This window comes from Vibrio antiquarius (assembly GCF_000024825.1).
Lineage (GTDB): Bacteria > Pseudomonadota > Gammaproteobacteria > Enterobacterales > Vibrionaceae > Vibrio > Vibrio diabolicus.
In genome coordinates this window covers 1,857,319-1,873,466 of sequence record NC_013456.1, presented here as the reverse complement: position 1 = coordinate 1,873,466, position 16,148 = coordinate 1,857,319, and the positions used below count along the sequence as shown (strand labels likewise).

The following is a 16,148-nucleotide window of genomic DNA, read 5'->3' as shown; positions in this document are numbered from 1 at the left end:
AACGTGATTGGAAAGTTCGTTTAGCATGCTTCAGCCTCTCTAAATGGCACCTTCGGAACAATCCTATAACCTTATCGACAAATAGTTGATTTTTTGGAAGCATTGTTTATGTCACATGTTGTAACATTGCTTACCTAACGTATTGTAACAAGAGAGAATTGGATGTCTAAAGCGGAATCATCTTCCAGAAAGTTAAGCTTTATTATTATTGGCCTCGTTTTTGTGGTTTGGCTATATAGCTTATGGGCTGATCGAGTAACACCAATCACTGGCACCGCTCGGATTCATTCTTATCTTGTCCGCATTACTCCAGAGGTTTCGGGGAACCTAACTGAAATCCATGTTCGTAATAATCAAGTCGTCAATGCTGGTGATGTGCTTTTCGAAATTGATCCAAGAGATTATCAAATTAATCTGCGTTCAGCCGAAGCAAACTTAGCCATTGCTGGCCAAAACATTGGAGCCAACACCGCGGCTGTTGAAGTGGCACAAGCTAAGGTCATTGAATCACTCGCAGCTCGTGACAACGCAAAAGAACAAGCAGCTCGCGTAACCGAGCTCGCCGCAAAAGGGGTATTGAGTAAATCTGAGCTAGACAACGCCATCGAAGCTAAAGCACGAGCTCAAGCCACATTAGAGGCAGCAGAAGCGTCCTTAGCTCAAGCCAAGCATAATCTTGGCCCCGAAGGGCAAGATAATCCCCAGATTCTCGCAGCTATAGCAAATCTAGAAAAAGCGCAACTCGACTTACAACGAACGAAAGTGATTGCTCCATCAAAGGGGATCGTTTCTAACTTACAACTCACTGTTGGGCAAAAAGCGACGACTGGCTCACCTCTTGTCACTTTCATTGATCCGAGAGGCGTGTGGGTATCAGCGCTTGTTCGCGAAAACTCACTCGAGCATGTTCGTGCGGGACAAAAAACAAAGATTGTGTTGGATGCTTTACCTGGCAGAGTGTTTCAAGGGCGAGTAGAAAGCATTGGTTGGGGCACTGGTGGCAGTAACGACGTCGATCCGACAACTGGCTTTTTGGTTGCAGACAATAATTCCTTAAACGCACAGCGCTATCCTGTAAATATTGTTTTTGAAGGCGGAGATATTCCCGAAAACGTACGTTATGGTTCGAAAGCAACGGTCGCCTTTTTAACTGAGCAAAGTACCTTTGGAGAGTGTCTGGCGTCTCTCTGGATGAGAGTGTTGAGTATCTGGACTTATGTTTCATAGTTCAGCAAACCCAATCATTAGATTGGTTTTCACTCCGATTCTTTTACTGTTTTACTTACAGTATTCAGGTGCGCCTACTCCCTTTATCGCGCCAATATTCGTTGTGATTTTTCTAACACTGATGCCATCTAAACCCCCGTTCAACATGATGTTGAAATTGCTGGTAATACTCTCACTACTCAGCTTTGGCATCGTAACTTTAGCAGGAGCGCTCATGAGCTCCCCTAGTGGCTTCTTACTGTTTACTTGGTCACTTCTCTGTTGGAGTTATTACCGAAGTCATCGCGATCCCAAAGACATCGTTTCGACACTCACTTTGATTGTTGTATTGATTATCGTGGTCACAAGCCAACAAATGGGGTTGTCGCTTGAGGGGTTGCCATGGGTCTTATTTACTAACTTCATTGTTGCGTTGGTTGCCACATATATTAGCTTTTGGTTATTCCCTGGGGACGAAAAAGATATACAACCAGACCAAACCACTCTTGATGGTGCAGACGAACATATCGGGCTTATCGTCTTTAAAGCAACCGCATTGTGTGTTGTTTTGTACGCGCTAATATCATCTGGAAGCTCTCAAACGCTATTGATCGCAATAACATTTGGCAGCATGATTAAGCACCCAATTAATCAAGACAGTCATTCCTTTGGGCGGTATCGAATTATCACTACAAGCCTAGGGATCTTGTTTACTATTCCATGCATGCTTGCAGTAGCCACAGGTGCACCTACTTACGTTGTACTTGGCGTTACCATCTTTTGTGGCCTGCAACTAGCGTGTTTTGCAATACGTCGACAGACACACTTAACCATCTATCAATTGCTTTTTACTAACTTCACTGTGCTGACTTACCAGATTATTAACAATACGGGCATCGAATCATTTTCTGCTCAAATGACTCGATTCGTCTCTATTTCTATCGCTATAGTTCTAGGGGTACTGGTTCTCAATTTATTTAGATCAGAGCAAGAGGTGAAATAACTGCAGCCTCTCTTTCTTAAACTAACAGCGGCTGAGCGATATGAGCTTTCTCATTGAACGAAGATTGAATAAATAAAAAAAGCATCGATCTTATACTCACATACAGAGGATTACTCCCTCCCAATAACCATTAACGTCCAATCAGAAGAAAAGCATTTTTCAAGTAAAAAAACAAGACTCGAATTGAGTCTTGTTTATAAATGTGGTCTGGATGAATACGGTTATGGCGTCGCTTTAAAATCGCGGATTAGCTTCTCCCGATACGCCGTAACAACCCTCATGATAGAGTCTTTTACATCCCCTATTTGCTTAGAGGGTTGACACCAAAGGCCAAAACCAAACTTAAAGCCTTCTAGTAATTCACAGACTTCAACGGGCTCTATATCATTATTAGAAAATTCGGAATGAGCCAGCGTTCTAGGAAGAATCGCCCACCCTAGCCCTGCTTCAACCATTTTTACAACAAGAGCCAACTGATCGACTTCTTCATGATTCGAACTGACGATAACTTTTTCACCCATTCCTTCTTCAATGAAAGATCGCAACACAAATTGCTTGCTATTCCTCAACGCAGTTAACACTTGGTCGGGTGCCATAGAAGCCAGTTCACCACCTTTCTGGACAAAGGGAACAAATTCAAAGTGACCTAAAAACGTCGAGTCTAGACTGTGTATTGCACGGCTATCATGCACATTGACAATACCGAACTGGTACTCACCAGTCGCTAAACCTTCTTTGATCTCGTTACGGTTACGAACAAAAAAGTTAACTCGCATCATCGGAAAATCTGCCGCTAATTGAACACGAAGTAACACCAGCAAACGATGTGGGATGGCACTAGAATAGGCAATGCTGACACTCTCTAAGCCACCATGAGCAAGGCTCAATGCGACTTTGTCAAACGTACGGGCTTGTTCAATTGTTTGCTTTGCATAGTGGTAAAGAAGGCGAGCATCTTCAGTGGGTTCTACGGAACGGCCAACCCGATTAAACAAGCTCACAGCAAGTAAATCTTCTAAATTCGTAATAACCTGCCCGATGGTTGTTCTGTGCTTATTCAATTTTACAGCAGCCTTGCTAAACGAAAGCTCCTCGTAAACAGCAACGAATGCCAATAGTTGTTCAAGACTAAAATTCATAGGTTTTCTTATATCTTAGGGCTACATGGATAAACTATCACAAGTTATTGAGAATGCTAGCTCGAAAGAGCGACGGTTAACCCGAGGCTTTTATCTTCATCATTAGATACGTAGTTATTCCGCACGTAAATGCGAAAACTTATCGCACTCACACTCCCCTTAAAGCACGTTCGACATTAGACGTAACTCATTACGAACTCTCTAAAAAATACATTGATGGATTTGATCCTACAAAAGCGATTATTACATTTGTAGGATTTCTCTTATCTTTGCATTCATCAAATAAATAGAGAAAAGCACTATGAACTCAATGCCACATGAGCTTGTGTGGGGTGAAGTTTACTTCCCCCCCTTGTTGCTGGTTATTGCATTGGCTTACATTCTCACCATTTTGGTTGGAACCGTTGCAACAAAATTAGGGGTACACAAATACGTTGCGTTTCCAGCACTTGCTGAGCTGAGCCTAATTGTGATTTTTACTGGCGTTATTGGTCGATTCATAACCATCTTTTGAGGCAAATTCCGTGATAAAACGTTATCTAATCACATTTTTATTACTGTGTTCCGCTGGCACTGTGATTTTCAGTTACTACCAATCATACTCAAACAATCCTTGGACTAGAGATGGTCATGTCAGCGCGTACATTGTGTCTATAACGCCCCGTGTAACCGGGCAAGTCATCAAGGTGTATGTTGAAGACAACTCCCAAGTTAATGCGGGCGACTTACTGTTTGAGATTGACCCAAGCATTTATAAAGCGTCTTACCACAAAGCCCAGGCGGCTCAAAAGCAAGCCATTGCGTTGTTAGCGAAAGCCAAAAATGAAGAACAACGTGCACTGGAACTAGAAAAGCGTACACCTGGCGCGGTATCGGTGCTGACGTTGAACAATTTGAACAACGCCGTAGAGACAGCAATCGCAAACGTGGAGCTGGCGAAAGCAAACGTCGAAGAAGCAAAACTGAACCTTGATTACACCAAGGTGTACGCTCCAACAAATGGTTACATCACCAATTTTAATCTGCGCACCGGCTCCCAAGTTGTCGCAAACTCACCAGTTGTAGCATTAATTGATGAAGACAGCTTTTGGATCGAAGGCTATTTCAAAGAAACGGATTTAGTTGGTGTTGATCCACAAGATAAAGCATACGTAACCTTAATGATGCACGACGAAATGGTGCTAGAAGGCAAAATCAAGAGCATTGGTTACGGCATCGCGAAGCAAGACGGTAGTACAGGTAACGACCTTCTGCCTAATGTGAACCCTAACTTTCAGTGGATACGCTTAGCTCAACGCATTCCAATTAAAGTGAAATTAGACAACTTACCAAAAGATTTTCAACTACGCGTCGGTATGACGGCATCCATCAAAATCATCAAACAATAAATGCGGTGAAATGTATGTTCAATGCCTCAACCAAAGAAGCAATTAAAGCTGCACTGTCTATCGTTATCGCAATCTGCCTCGCCTTATGGTTTCAATGGGAGAAACCCTATTGGGCAGCGATCGCCGTCGCGGTAATGGCATTAAATGAAAGCTTCGCTCACTCGATAAACAAAGGTCATAATCGCCTAGTGGGAACCCTACTGGGCATTGGCTATGCCTTTTTCCTCATCACGGCATTTTCTCAAGATCGCTTTTTGTTCCTGACTTTTTTTACCCTATTTTTAGGTGTATGCATTTTCATGTCGAGCGACGAAAAGTACGGTTATGTGTTCTCCATAGGCTTTGCTGTGTGCTCTATCATCGCTTGTATGGGAGGGTTTGATAGTCAAGTGACGTTCCATTTCGCAGTACTTCGAATGCAGGAAACTATTCTTGGCATCATTACCTTCTCCGTTGTTTATCGTTTGGTTTGGCCAGTGAATACTGAAGAGAATTTCATTCAACGCTTTGAGAGCAGCCGTGAGGTGTTGCTTAAAGCTATGGACAAACCAAATGACATTGATATTGATGCCCTTGAAACCAACACAACAAACATTGAGAAGATGTGCCAACTACTGGGATTACCGCTCACGGGCAGTTACCACCTCAAAGAACATCGAAAACTGTGGCATCAGCGCCTCGAAGAGATGAAACGTATTCAAGAACGATTACTTGAACAAGTGGAAAAGCCTCACTGTGATGATATTGACTGGAAACCTGTGGCTCAAAACCTGACGCTATTTGATATCGCTCAGCCAACCACGCATCTAATTGGTCGTACCTTATTGACAGAACAAGTGAAACAGAAAACATCTTGGCATCGTGAACACCGGACTTTCATACAGCACTTGAAAGAAGACCGCAGAAAGGTTTTGCAAGGCCTATCGATGTTTATCACCTCATTATTGGTTTGGATTTATCTCCCTGTACCTGGTGGGTTTATCTTCCCTATGTTGGCCGGTGTCTTTTCATCAATAGTACCTACAATGCCTCCTAGCGTTGTTAAAGATGCCTTCTTTGGCGTTTTGGGAACAGGTTCAGTGATACTGCTGCAATACATCTTCTTGATGCCCATGATGACTGAGCTATGGCAACTAGGGTTATTTTATTTCATCAATATTATTTTGATTTGGGAGGTATTTTCTACACCACAGCTGATGATCCATAGAGTCTTAGGCGTCAATTTATTGGTGGTATTAACCTCAGGCGCACTTAACTTGACCCCGGAGTATCGTATCGAAACACCTTTACTCATGCTGGTAAACATCATGCTCATTTTGATGATCGCCAAGTTATTTAATGACCTGTTTCATCCCCGCGTAACCGCTTAAACAAGTAATTAAACTTAATAAGGAAATGCTTTGAACAATGCTTAGATCAAATTACATAATGGCAAATAACACCGCCCGAAAAGGTAAAAATTAAAGACCAAACCAACACACTTTGAACAGGAAACATATGAAATATCAGCGGTGGGAATACTTTAATATCACGAAATGAGAATAATATTTGAGGTTGAAGATCCCAACATGTAGCTAAAGATGCGCCTCTTTTGAGCCGAGGATGCTTGATCAAATACTCAGCATAGGATGAATAAACCGTCCACAACCCTAACAGCCCAAATAACTCGATGATAGAAATAACTTCCAGACTAAATGGCAATAGTGAAGGCCCACCAATGAGTAAGATAATTGCGAAGATCCACATCTTATTTTTCATTACACATCCTTGTTGCTGATTTACGCTTATGTATTACCAATAACAACACCAAGTAAAAGCTGTTGGCCATAAAAACGCAACCCAACGTTGAACTTTTCATGTCAAGCGCTGGGTTGTGTTTTTTTAAGTACTTTTAAATGTAAAATCAGTCAGTTAAACTAGATCGAAGGACAGTTTCCTTTTTCTGCCATGTCTACTTTTAGTACTTCTGCTTTACCTTTGCTTTCGTCCACGAGTTCTACGCCCGCACCACCAACAAATACACCCATTTTAATGTATTGATTAACGAAATAATTACGGCCCTCTTCCGTTAAGATAGTTAAGTGATTTTCAGAAAACTCAGACTCTGTACTTACTTGATGTTCTTTATTGCCTTCGACCTCATGGTAGAAGAATACACCAGGAGCTGTTTCACCAATACACTCCCCATCGACGTAAACATACTTTTTAAGCGCTGCTCCGACAAAAGCATCTTCTCGATAAATGTAAATCCCTGCGTTCCCCTTTTGAGGTGCTTCAAATGATTTCATTTGATTTGATACTGTCGAATCAACAGTAGGAACAGAAGCACAACCTGACAAACCCAAAAGGAATGCGGAACACAGAATTACTTTATTTTTCATGTTATTAACCTAGCTACGATAAAATCGCGCCAACCATACTATAAATAAATGCGTTCACTTATTGGTATTTTTGAAATTTGTGATTCAACCTATGCAATAGCACTCATCTAACGTATGGATTGAGCAAACATTAGCCATATAATAATCACGAGAATAAAATGCCCTGTATCTAACGATCACTAAATGCCACTTTACTCGCTAGACTGATAAGTAGAATACCTGAAACACCTTCAAGAGTTCTTGAATAACGCTGAGAGTGTGGACGACTAAATACCCAATTACCCACAGAGGCGTACAAAACGTTACATGTCGTCGCAAGTACGCTGAACAGCAAGCCAAGTACTAATAATTGCATTGATGTTGAGCTTGCAGACGTATCAATAAATTGAGGCAGAAACGAGAGAAAGAATAGCGCTACTTTTGGATTCAAGACGCTGACGATAACCCCCTGAACAAACACATTTTTATTATTATCAACATTTTTGTTTTCAACGATTTTATTTTCTCCACGCCACATGGACAGTAATGACTGAACACCTAAATAAACTAGGTAAGCGGCCCCTAACCATTTAACAACGCTAAAAGCCAAAGATGAACTCAGAATTATTGCTGACAAACCTAAACATGCCGCTAGTGTATGAAAAAAGTAACCAACACCAAGCCCCAGAGCCGCTTTCAGCCCAGCAGATAATTTACCTTTCATTGTATTGGAAACAATATAAATTACATCAGGTCCAGGAATCATGTTGATAGCGAGACAAGCGACAACAAATAATAATAGTGAGTTTGAATCCATTCTTTTCTCCAAATTAACGTCTTGCGGGATAACATTTCATCGAACTACAAGTAATGCAACGTCTAGGTTCCCGTTGGTTATCAAGGCGTTGACCGTAGTTCATTAACGTGCCTGCCATCGCAGGCCCGGGGCTAGCTATAGCTGATACGACAATCAGTGGATAATTTATCCTTCCATTTTTACTATAAGCTTCCACACGGAGTTTTATCAACGCTTATCGCGGAATGCCCTATTTAATCTACATCAGAAGCGTAATCCTGATTAAAACGCCAAGTGTCACGAATCAAGCTTGAGTTCTCTGGTATTTTACTGCTCCAAAATAACATCAAATCCACCATAAATGAGACGCTTTCCATCAAACGGCATTGGGTTATTCTCAGGACTCATTCGAGGATCCCCCATGATCCGCTGCCACCCTGAGTCTCTAACTTCTTTTGAAGGCCAGACTACCCATGAAAACACAACGGTTTCGTTGCTTTCAGCTTTAACTGCCATGGGAAATGATGTGATCTCACCGTCTGGTACTTCACTTCCCCACGTCTCAATAACCTTTAATGCCCCAAACTCCCTAAACATTTCTGCTGCAATTTTTGCGTGTGCGATATACTTTTCTTTATTCGCTGTCGGTACTGCAGCGACAAACCCATCAATGTATGACATAAGTAAACTCCTTTCATTGGAGTTATAACCATAGCTCAATAAAAAGTATGCACATGATGCCAAATCATAGAAGCAGGTACGTAATACAGCTTGAGAGCTACATTCCTAGCTTGGACTTTATATGCATATTTGAAAGGTATGTGTTTGGATCAAGCTTGGTTAGCATATTTATAATCTCCAAAACACTCGAATACTCAATACGTTCCTCTTCAGTATGCCCGATCCCACCTATTGTAAAGTGAGTAAAGCGGTAATCACGATAAACGTTTTGAAGCTGGCTAGAAATATCTTTGAGTAATCTTTTACTGAGGCTGAATGCAGGGTACTCACTATTTTCTGAAAGCTCTGCTGTAGATCCAATAGATACAATATTGCATTTATCGTTAAGTGAACCTAAAGCGTTAAGTTCATTGACTAAATTAAGATACCCAATCGGGCCAACATTCATAAACTCAATCAGTTCGTTTGTTGTCAATTTTGAAGACTCTCCCCACATCGACGCCAAATAAACTATGATGTCAAACTTTACACCTTTGAAGCACGTGTAATCTGGTTTTTTCTCCGGACTAACATCAATACGAACAGAAACTACTCCATCCTCAACTAGCTTTGATCTAGAAATAGTATAAGTTTCTGTACCCTGTAAGTTCGTAGCCAAGAACCTTCCTAGACCCTTGCTACCTCCAACAATTAAAATCTGCATAACCCTATTCCTTGGTTAAAGTTGTCTTTCATATTGTCCGCCAAACTGTTAGGCATCACTTTAACGTTTCTATTGTTTGCCTCTGGCCCTACTTAGTTCTATCTTCAATTTCATCGAATGGTTCAACTGAAATACGCTCTGCAATTTCACTCATCTTCTTCATTTTTTCTGGGTTACTAGTTCCCCAAAACCGCTCCCAGTCTTCGCGTGTTCGCCACTTCGCAATAGTTAAAACCTTTTCCGGTACATCGTAAGAACGAAGCATAAAACTACCAAACGCCCCATCTACTGACTGATGAATTGAATCTGTCGTCGTACGCCATATATTTTGAAACTCATCCATTTTTTCACTTGGCACACGCCATTCATACACAACTCTAAACATAACACTTCCATTAAAATTTCTAGATTTAATACGGCAAAGTATCAAGAACACTAAGCCAGGTTAATAGATGAATAAAGCAACATAGTAGAGCGTAGAGCCACCTGAAAAACAAAGCGTAAACGCTCTAAATCACTCCGAGGCGATTAGTCATGCACACATTCAAAGATTTCATATTTTCCCCAATGTGAGGCTTGAACTCTTTCCTGATGTTGTTTAAAAGAGGCTTTGTCGACGAACTCCTCATAGACATCAAAACGAAAAGGATTAGTCGAGCTTTGAGTCACAAGAAAAGTAAGGTAGCCCGGCTCTTCTAACGTGAGCCTTTTGTGAGTTATTAACTCATGCTTTACTAATTCTAAATCCTTTTCCGGAACTAAAATAAAGCCTTTCAATGCTACCTTCGACATATCATCCTCCCGCCCCTATCGTGTAGCGTTTCGCTAAGAAACAGCCAACACGCCCTCAATCTCAACCATCATATCGCAAATGTGAATCTCACCACGAACTAAAATGCCACGTGTTAGGAATCTATTTCGAATGCCCTATCGACTTACGAGCATAAGGTTATCTCAACCCTTTCTTTGCCTTTACCGATGTTCTTGCGTTTTAGTTGAATTTGGCCGACTTCTGATGTGCGCTTTAAATGAGTGCCACCGCAAGGTACTTGCGCAAACCCATCCACTCTCCAATACCTTCTTTCACTCTCTTGATCGGAAAAGTCACTAATAATAACTGAATCAGAGTTAATCAAATCTTGCACATCAGTTTCAATTGCTTTCAATAACGGACCAATACTTTCAGACCACTCGAAATCTATGCGGCTCTTATTTTCAGAAATATGCGCGCCTATCTTAACAATGCCTTCTCGACGCTGATAAAACATCTCGAGCACCACTTCGGCAGCAAAGTGTAGCTTCATTAAGGCGTATCTACGCTTCCAATCAATACACGTAGTTACAGCGTCACCAAGAGTAAAATTTGGAGAGGATTCCAATGTGTAAATAAGTCGAACACCTAACTTTTGAGCAATCAAAACCGGAATACCATTAATCGTTCCTTTATCACTCTCTTGTCCTCCAGACTCCGCAAAGAAGATAGTCTGGTCCAATTCAACTTTATTTCCGTCTACATTGGTCACTCTTGAGTTAAGTTCTGTTTGGTAGGGATTAACCCAAAATAATTTCTCGCTCATGCTGCTATCCTTGCAGTAAGTCCTATCCTTGATAGTACATTCAGTGACCACTAAGTCAATTCAAGAAACCTCACCGTCAAGTGTAAGGCTGTGTATAGAGCACGAGCAGGCTAGACCTATTAGATGCTTTTAAGGCCGGATACTAAACGCTGTCCAGAGGGTTAGCTAACAACCCATAAATTGCGGAATCTGATACTACTCCATTCACTTCCCAACGCTGCCTTAGGAAACCTTCCTTTATAAAACCTAACCGTTCCAAGACTTTACCTGAAGAAGCATTGTCTGGATCTATCTCAGCCTCGATTCGACGTAGATTCAGTGTTTTGAATGCGTGTTCGATTAATGCAGTTCCCGCCTCTAATACAATGCCTTTACCCCAGAAATTACGACTCACGCCAAAGCCAATTTCTGCGCGCCTAGACTCTTTCACGTGATTAAACAGCATTATCTTTCCTAGAAGTTGGCCATTGCTCTTTAGGAAGATGCCTAGTGTCACTTCTGTATTGCTATTCATGGCCTGTGCACTCTTGGCTATAAATGTCCGCGCTTCTTCAATTGAAACCCAAGGGCCAGTGTTCCAATATTTCATGACCTCATGGTCTGAGAATATGCCAAACAGTTCGCTTGCATCATCTTCAACTAGCTCTCTTAGAATTAATCGTTCCGTTTCAATCTTAGTTACTAACATTTTTTGGCCAGCCTTTTGATTTGTTATTGGTGAATAAAAACCAACTAAAGTGTGATATACGTAATACAAATGCTCTCGTATAACACTTTTTAATAAGCTCAACGCATAGTAAAAGCGCCACTTGTCACGATTCTCAATTGAAGCAATTTTTAGGCCTTCAAGTGCTTCAACAAGTAACCTTTGAACGCATCATAGTTTGGAATGAGTTGATAACGAGTCCTAAGTTCGGACTCAAAATAGGCCATATACTTTATTGCTTCATTTGGCGAAGTTTTACTTAGAAGCAAAGGAAGCAGTCGTATACGAGTGGAATAACTGAACACGGGCCAGACTTTTACATCTTCGCTTTTTAAACTCTCGATAACCCGCTTTCTATCTCTTAGTTTTTCTAACTCAATAGGTAGTAACTGTTTTACCATATAAGCGAAAGCTATAGGACTAATTGCGTCGGTATATGAATTACCAGTGATACTGCTCAACATGCGAGAAACACCACCAATACAACGCATTTCTCTAGGTAAGACCTTTTCTATATCTTTGTATTTAACCCCGAAGGAAGGGTTCAAAACAGTAAGCCCAAAGTTTAAGTGAAACCATTCGACATCGACCTTACCCACCTTGCGCTCCCATACTCCTCTAGATTTGATAAACTTGAAACCGCTCGGGGCTAAAACCTTATCAATCTCCAAAATGAAAGCTTCGGAATGCTCTTTATTCATAATTACGTACTGATTCTGATTGCCTAACACCGAATTGAGGTGTGAGCAAGGCCACCACCTAAGCGAAGCTGTTCCACCCTGAAAACAAAGCCCGACTTGAACCCAAACCCCCAGCGCTGTCAATTTTTAAACAAGCTAGTGAACTACCACCACTGTTCTCACTAACTTATCACCGAGCCGTTGCCTCTTTTTACCAAGAATGAAAATTGAGTCAATAAAACCGAAGAATGGAGTAATAATATTTCTAAAAAGTGACTGAAAAATATTGCACCTTTTACCCGTTCTTGCACTTATAACTGCAATGCCCAAAAGTTTTTTGCCCACACTTTGACCATTTGGGAAACTATCAGAAAAAAGGTAATACGATACAGCCGCTGTTACTGCTGTAGCGCGAACAAGTTCCTTTTCAATACCGATTTCTAAGCCGCCCCACAAAACGAGTGTAAAAATGCTAAAACTGACAAAAAAGTCAATCATTTGTCCAACACACCTAATTCCCGGACTAGCCAAAACGTAATTTTCTAGAGTAAAGTTTTCTACATTTTTCATTTTAAAATTTGGACTAACAATTGTTTATTTGTGGACTAACGTTATGGGTTGAATAACATCCCCACCAAACCTAATCCATAGTGCCGTAAAGCAGGTCAAACCTAAAGAGCCAAGCATTTTTCTCCCTTTTAAATACTTTACTACACTCGCTCTAAAGGCTGGATTGGTAATATTTCAACATCTCTTCTTGATTAAGCGCTTTATTTTCTAACTTTTGTTGATCTTTAAAGATTTGAGCTAATGAAGGGAGAATTGAGCGATTGACTTTATAGTCATCAGACCAAAGTTTCCCTCTCATCACAGCTTTCGCACAATGAAAGTACATACTCTCGATGACTATTTTGATAACAACCTTAGGATCTTTACTTCCATCGGGGCAAGCAGATATCAATTTGGAGTCTGTGTGAATACTTGCAATTCCTTTAATACGGAGTACTTCATCAATACCATTTACCATCAATAACAACCCAACTTTGGGGTTACTAATGATATTTTTTAGACTATCTATACGATTATTCCCCGAGCTATCAGGGAGCAACAATGTTGATTCATCTAAAACTTTTACGAAGCCAGGCTCCCCTCCTTTCGGAGAGAGATCGGTATAGCCTTGTGTATCGGCGGTACTTAGAACTGCAAAATGGCAATTATTAATTAATGTAATCGCATGAACATCCAGGGCAGGCAACGCTTTATTTTTAGCTCTCGCACTTGGCTCTGCGTAAATTTCTTTTAACTGCTCTATTGTTTTAATTTCACTCATTCAATGTTGTCCCTTCACTATCGTATAATGCTTTGCTTGGAAGTAAGCAGAACTCTGACTTCTGCATAGCCACTTAACCTAACGCAAAGTAAAAATGCTACGCGTGCAAATTATCTCTTCAACGCTTTGTTATCTAACGACTTAAATTAAAGCCTTTCACTGAATTCCCCACACTGCTTACACTTGTAACCATGCTTGTAAAAGAACAATGGAAAACCCAGTAAAATAAAGACTAAGAAAGCTGGACGCTTACCTTTTGTAAATGTATATAGCTCTTTACTACCACAGTTAGGGCAAACATCTTTTCCTACATCAACGGCAAGTTCATTTTCTAATGATTCTGAGAAATCACTGCTAAGTATTTGTTTCGCGTCTTCTGCATCACTTTCGGCCACCATCAGACGAACGCCACCCATTGCATTTGAATAAAGCCACTGAGTATTCACCGTGTGCTCGTCAGCAATGTGGCTTTCTATTCCGACACTATCTAGGCTTGCTCTCGCAATATGAGCTTCATGAGGAAAAGAAAACCTTGCTACTACAATCACATATTACTCCTTGTGGAAAAACGCTCTCGTAAGGTATAAGCTACGCGAATTGAAAATGCCACGTGTAGCGTTTCTTTTCAAACAGTTTATTAACCCACTACAGACTAGTACATATACCCTAACCAATCTATATGACCAACAGCCCAAATTTTGCCGCTGATAGGTTTAACATATAAATCATCGACTTGCTCTATAGCAACACCGTAATTTTTATGTTCATGAACTCGCAACCAAGAACTTAGAGAGTTAAGGCGCACATAACCATTAGCCACATAAAAACGATCCAAATCGGAGACTAAAATGATGAAGTCGACATCTTTAGTTGACGCATACTCGCTGAGTTGAGACAACATTGTTGTGCCAATACCTTGCCTTTGAAGTGTGCTCTCGACACAAAAGTCACTCACACCTAATACTTTATAAATTTCATCACCAACGCGAACAGCTCTGTAGTCTAATCCCATATAACCAACTAACTGGTCACCTTCGTACTTCAGAACTCTCATATGCGGGAGTTGCTTATAGTAAGAACGAGCAACCTGATGTTCAGGAAACGACTTGTTTCTCAGAGCCTCAATTGCATTATGCTGCGCTTTAGATAACTCGATTTCTGGGTAAATATCCATATTTGACCTTTGAGGGCTAATGACCTGTTAAAGGGTGATCAACACAATACCGAAACTCCCGCATACCGCCTTAATCACTGAGCTCAACGCATAGTTAAAATGCCACGCATAGCGAATCTATCTTAAACGCTATGTTATGCGCGTGGTTAATACATATCTACATAACCGTCCAACTTGCGAATTACCCCAATCCAACGCTCGATATTTGGGTAAGTTTCTAGGTTAAAACCACCCTCATCTGCGACATGGGTATAAGCATACAGTGCGATATCAGCAATAGAAATATTATCACCAACTAAGAACTTAGTTTTTGACAGCTGTAGTTCCATGATTTGTAATGCTTTATGGCCACCTGATTGTAGTGATTTATATTCTTCTAGACGGTGCTCCGGCATACCTTGATACTTCTGAATAAAACGCGCTACTGCAATATAAGGCTCATGTGAGTATTGCTCAAAGAAAAGCCATTCGTACATTTTTGCTTTTTGATAACTGTCCTTAGATAGATAAGGCGTATCTTCTGCAAAGTACCCCAATATTGCATTGGACTCACAGAGTACTCGACCGTCATCTAAAACGACTGTCGGGATTTTACCATTTGGATTGAGGGCTAAAAATTCTGTTGTTTTAGTCTCGTTATCTAAGATATTAACGTGTTTCCATTGGTGCTCAATGCCAAGGAATGACAATAGTAATTTTACTTTTAAGCAGTTACCTGACTGCAAATCTCCATATACAACCATTACACTCTCCATGTTTCAATTCGTAAAGCGCATAACGCGCAGTTAAGGCATGAACTACGCTACCACCCAAACTAAACGATTGTGCCTAAAACACGAAACCCAACCTTGAACTGAAAATGCCAAGCGTTGGGAGTCACTCTAAAATGCTTTGTTAGCTGGCTACTAGCACTGGCTTAATCTATCACGCTCACCTTTATAACCTCCAACCTTTCAACAAGTGCGTCAGCCATTAACTTTAACTTATCCGGCTGTTTTATAGAGTAGGATTTCATTGTTGCTAATACATCAACTCTTAACTTTTCTAACCGATTCGCCTCATTGCCTGTATGGTCTGTGAACACCATCCCTTCTAGCTCACTTAACCATTTGTCAAAAGACTCCGGGTTTTCAGATAGTAAAAGTAAAGTATTCTGAGGCTCAACTTTTAGTGCAACCAACAATAAGGGAGAAACTTCTCCCGAAATAGCTCCGTCTCTACGTTTCCAAATTTCTACCAAAGAAAAAAGCGTAGGAACTATTTTCGAACCGCCTTTTTTTTCAAGGTTTGATTCAATAGATTTGTAGTTTTCTATCATCCAGTTATGTAAGAGACTTACTTCTGGCGTCTTAGCATACAGTAGTCCTGAACAAAAAACAGACACAATTAAGATTGCCATATTCCT

General features: G+C 40.8%; 22 protein-coding genes. 5 read left to right on the top strand and 17 right to left on the bottom strand.

Going from position 1 to position 16,148, the window contains the following annotated elements; all coding sequences use genetic code 11:
* The first annotated feature begins 162 nt into the window (after nucleotides 1–162).
* Together VEA_RS08880 and VEA_RS08875 are read left to right on the top strand one after the other, a co-directional pair.
* Entirely contained in the window at nucleotides 163–1,227 is a 1,065-nt protein-coding gene (locus tag VEA_RS08880) for an HlyD family secretion protein (protein ID WP_006741504.1), read from the top strand.
* Nucleotides 1,217–2,209, top strand: coding sequence for a DUF2955 domain-containing protein (locus VEA_RS08875; protein WP_006741503.1), 993 nt, complete (start codon nucleotides 1,217–1,219; stop codon nucleotides 2,207–2,209). The genes VEA_RS08880 and VEA_RS08875 overlap by 11 nt, the downstream gene beginning before the upstream one ends.
* Before the next feature lie 221 nt (nucleotides 2,210–2,430).
* On the opposite strand, the gene VEA_RS08870 is transcribed toward VEA_RS08875, so the two are convergent.
* Nucleotides 2,431–3,348 carry a LysR family transcriptional regulator gene (locus VEA_RS08870; RefSeq protein WP_006741502.1) on the bottom strand — a complete coding sequence of 306 codons (918 nt, stop codon included), beginning with the start codon at nucleotides 3,346–3,348 and terminating at the stop codon, nucleotides 2,431–2,433.
* A 301-nt stretch (nucleotides 3,349–3,649) separates the two neighbouring features.
* On the opposite strand from VEA_RS08870, the gene VEA_RS08865 reads away from it, so the two are divergent.
* The 3 genes from VEA_RS08865 to VEA_RS08855 are packed head-to-tail and all read left to right on the top strand — an operon-like array spanning nucleotide 3,650 to nucleotide 6,106.
* Nucleotides 3,650–3,862: a DUF1656 domain-containing protein gene (locus tag VEA_RS08865; protein ID WP_012841753.1), complete on the top strand. Its 213-nt coding sequence runs from the start codon at nucleotides 3,650–3,652 to the stop codon at nucleotides 3,860–3,862.
* 10 nt (nucleotides 3,863–3,872) lie between these two features.
* A complete protein-coding gene (locus VEA_RS08860; protein ID WP_031780619.1) occupies nucleotides 3,873–4,736 on the top strand; it encodes an HlyD family secretion protein in 864 nt (287 codons plus the stop codon).
* A gap of 14 nt (nucleotides 4,737–4,750) precedes the next feature.
* Nucleotides 4,751–6,106, top strand: coding sequence for an FUSC family protein (locus VEA_RS08855; protein ID WP_006741501.1), 1,356 nt, complete (start codon nucleotides 4,751–4,753; stop codon nucleotides 6,104–6,106).
* Between the two features lie 46 nt (nucleotides 6,107–6,152).
* Here VEA_RS08855 and VEA_RS08850 read toward each other — a convergent pair whose 3' ends face one another.
* The 16 genes from VEA_RS08850 to VEA_RS08775 form a co-directional block, all read right to left on the bottom strand.
* Nucleotides 6,153–6,494, bottom strand: a complete 342-nt coding sequence (locus tag VEA_RS08850) for a hypothetical protein (protein WP_041852946.1) — start codon at nucleotides 6,492–6,494, stop codon at nucleotides 6,153–6,155.
* Nucleotides 6,495–6,652: 158 nt separating this feature from the next.
* Nucleotides 6,653–7,117 carry a DUF2846 domain-containing protein gene (locus tag VEA_RS08845; protein WP_005397344.1) on the bottom strand — a complete coding sequence of 155 codons (465 nt, stop codon included), beginning with the start codon at nucleotides 7,115–7,117 and terminating at the stop codon, nucleotides 6,653–6,655.
* Nucleotides 7,118–7,286: 169 nt separating this feature from the next.
* Nucleotides 7,287–7,913 (bottom strand): LysE family translocator, encoded by a 627-nt coding sequence (locus VEA_RS08840; protein WP_006741500.1) that lies wholly within the window; start codon nucleotides 7,911–7,913, stop codon nucleotides 7,287–7,289.
* Between the two features lie 306 nt (nucleotides 7,914–8,219).
* The gene (locus tag VEA_RS08835) at nucleotides 8,220–8,573 is read right to left on the bottom strand and encodes a DUF1428 domain-containing protein (protein ID WP_012841750.1); all 354 of its coding nucleotides are present in this window, start codon (nucleotides 8,571–8,573) and stop codon (nucleotides 8,220–8,222) included.
* Nucleotides 8,574–8,670: 97 nt separating this feature from the next.
* Complete coding sequence (locus VEA_RS08830) at nucleotides 8,671–9,276, bottom strand: SDR family oxidoreductase (RefSeq protein ID WP_041852945.1); 606 nt, start codon at nucleotides 9,274–9,276, stop codon at nucleotides 8,671–8,673.
* 88 nt (nucleotides 9,277–9,364) lie between these two features.
* On the bottom strand, nucleotides 9,365–9,661 hold the full coding sequence (locus VEA_RS08825) for an antibiotic biosynthesis monooxygenase family protein (protein ID WP_012841749.1): 297 nt from the start codon (nucleotides 9,659–9,661) through the stop codon (nucleotides 9,365–9,367).
* Nucleotides 9,662–9,804: 143 nt separating this feature from the next.
* The gene (locus VEA_RS08820; protein WP_012841748.1) at nucleotides 9,805–10,068 is read right to left on the bottom strand and encodes a putative quinol monooxygenase; all 264 of its coding nucleotides are present in this window, start codon (nucleotides 10,066–10,068) and stop codon (nucleotides 9,805–9,807) included.
* A 143-nt stretch (nucleotides 10,069–10,211) separates the two neighbouring features.
* The gene (locus VEA_RS08815; protein ID WP_012841747.1) at nucleotides 10,212–10,853 is read right to left on the bottom strand and encodes an alanine--tRNA ligase-related protein; all 642 of its coding nucleotides are present in this window, start codon (nucleotides 10,851–10,853) and stop codon (nucleotides 10,212–10,214) included.
* Nucleotides 10,854–10,995: 142 nt separating this feature from the next.
* Entirely contained in the window at nucleotides 10,996–11,541 is a 546-nt protein-coding gene (locus VEA_RS08810) for a GNAT family N-acetyltransferase (RefSeq protein WP_012841746.1), read from the bottom strand.
* 149 nt (nucleotides 11,542–11,690) lie between these two features.
* Complete coding sequence (locus tag VEA_RS08805) at nucleotides 11,691–12,260, bottom strand: hypothetical protein (RefSeq protein WP_230198176.1); 570 nt, start codon at nucleotides 12,258–12,260, stop codon at nucleotides 11,691–11,693.
* Nucleotides 12,261–12,395: 135 nt separating this feature from the next.
* The gene (locus VEA_RS08800; protein ID WP_230198182.1) at nucleotides 12,396–12,737 is read right to left on the bottom strand and encodes an RDD family protein; all 342 of its coding nucleotides are present in this window, start codon (nucleotides 12,735–12,737) and stop codon (nucleotides 12,396–12,398) included.
* A 223-nt stretch (nucleotides 12,738–12,960) separates the two neighbouring features.
* Complete coding sequence (locus VEA_RS08795) at nucleotides 12,961–13,569, bottom strand: pyridoxamine 5'-phosphate oxidase family protein (protein ID WP_012841745.1); 609 nt, start codon at nucleotides 13,567–13,569, stop codon at nucleotides 12,961–12,963.
* A gap of 146 nt (nucleotides 13,570–13,715) precedes the next feature.
* Complete coding sequence (locus tag VEA_RS08790; RefSeq protein WP_012841744.1) at nucleotides 13,716–14,117, bottom strand: putative signal transducing protein; 402 nt, start codon at nucleotides 14,115–14,117, stop codon at nucleotides 13,716–13,718.
* Nucleotides 14,118–14,221: 104 nt separating this feature from the next.
* Entirely contained in the window at nucleotides 14,222–14,743 is a 522-nt protein-coding gene (locus VEA_RS08785) for a GNAT family N-acetyltransferase (RefSeq protein WP_012841743.1), read from the bottom strand.
* Nucleotides 14,744–14,889: 146 nt separating this feature from the next.
* Complete coding sequence (locus VEA_RS08780) at nucleotides 14,890–15,486, bottom strand: glutathione S-transferase family protein (protein WP_012841742.1); 597 nt, start codon at nucleotides 15,484–15,486, stop codon at nucleotides 14,890–14,892.
* Nucleotides 15,487–15,659: 173 nt separating this feature from the next.
* Nucleotides 15,660–16,142, bottom strand: a complete 483-nt coding sequence (locus VEA_RS08775; protein ID WP_146192903.1) for a hypothetical protein — start codon at nucleotides 16,140–16,142, stop codon at nucleotides 15,660–15,662.
* Nucleotides 16,143–16,148 lie beyond the last annotated feature (6 nt).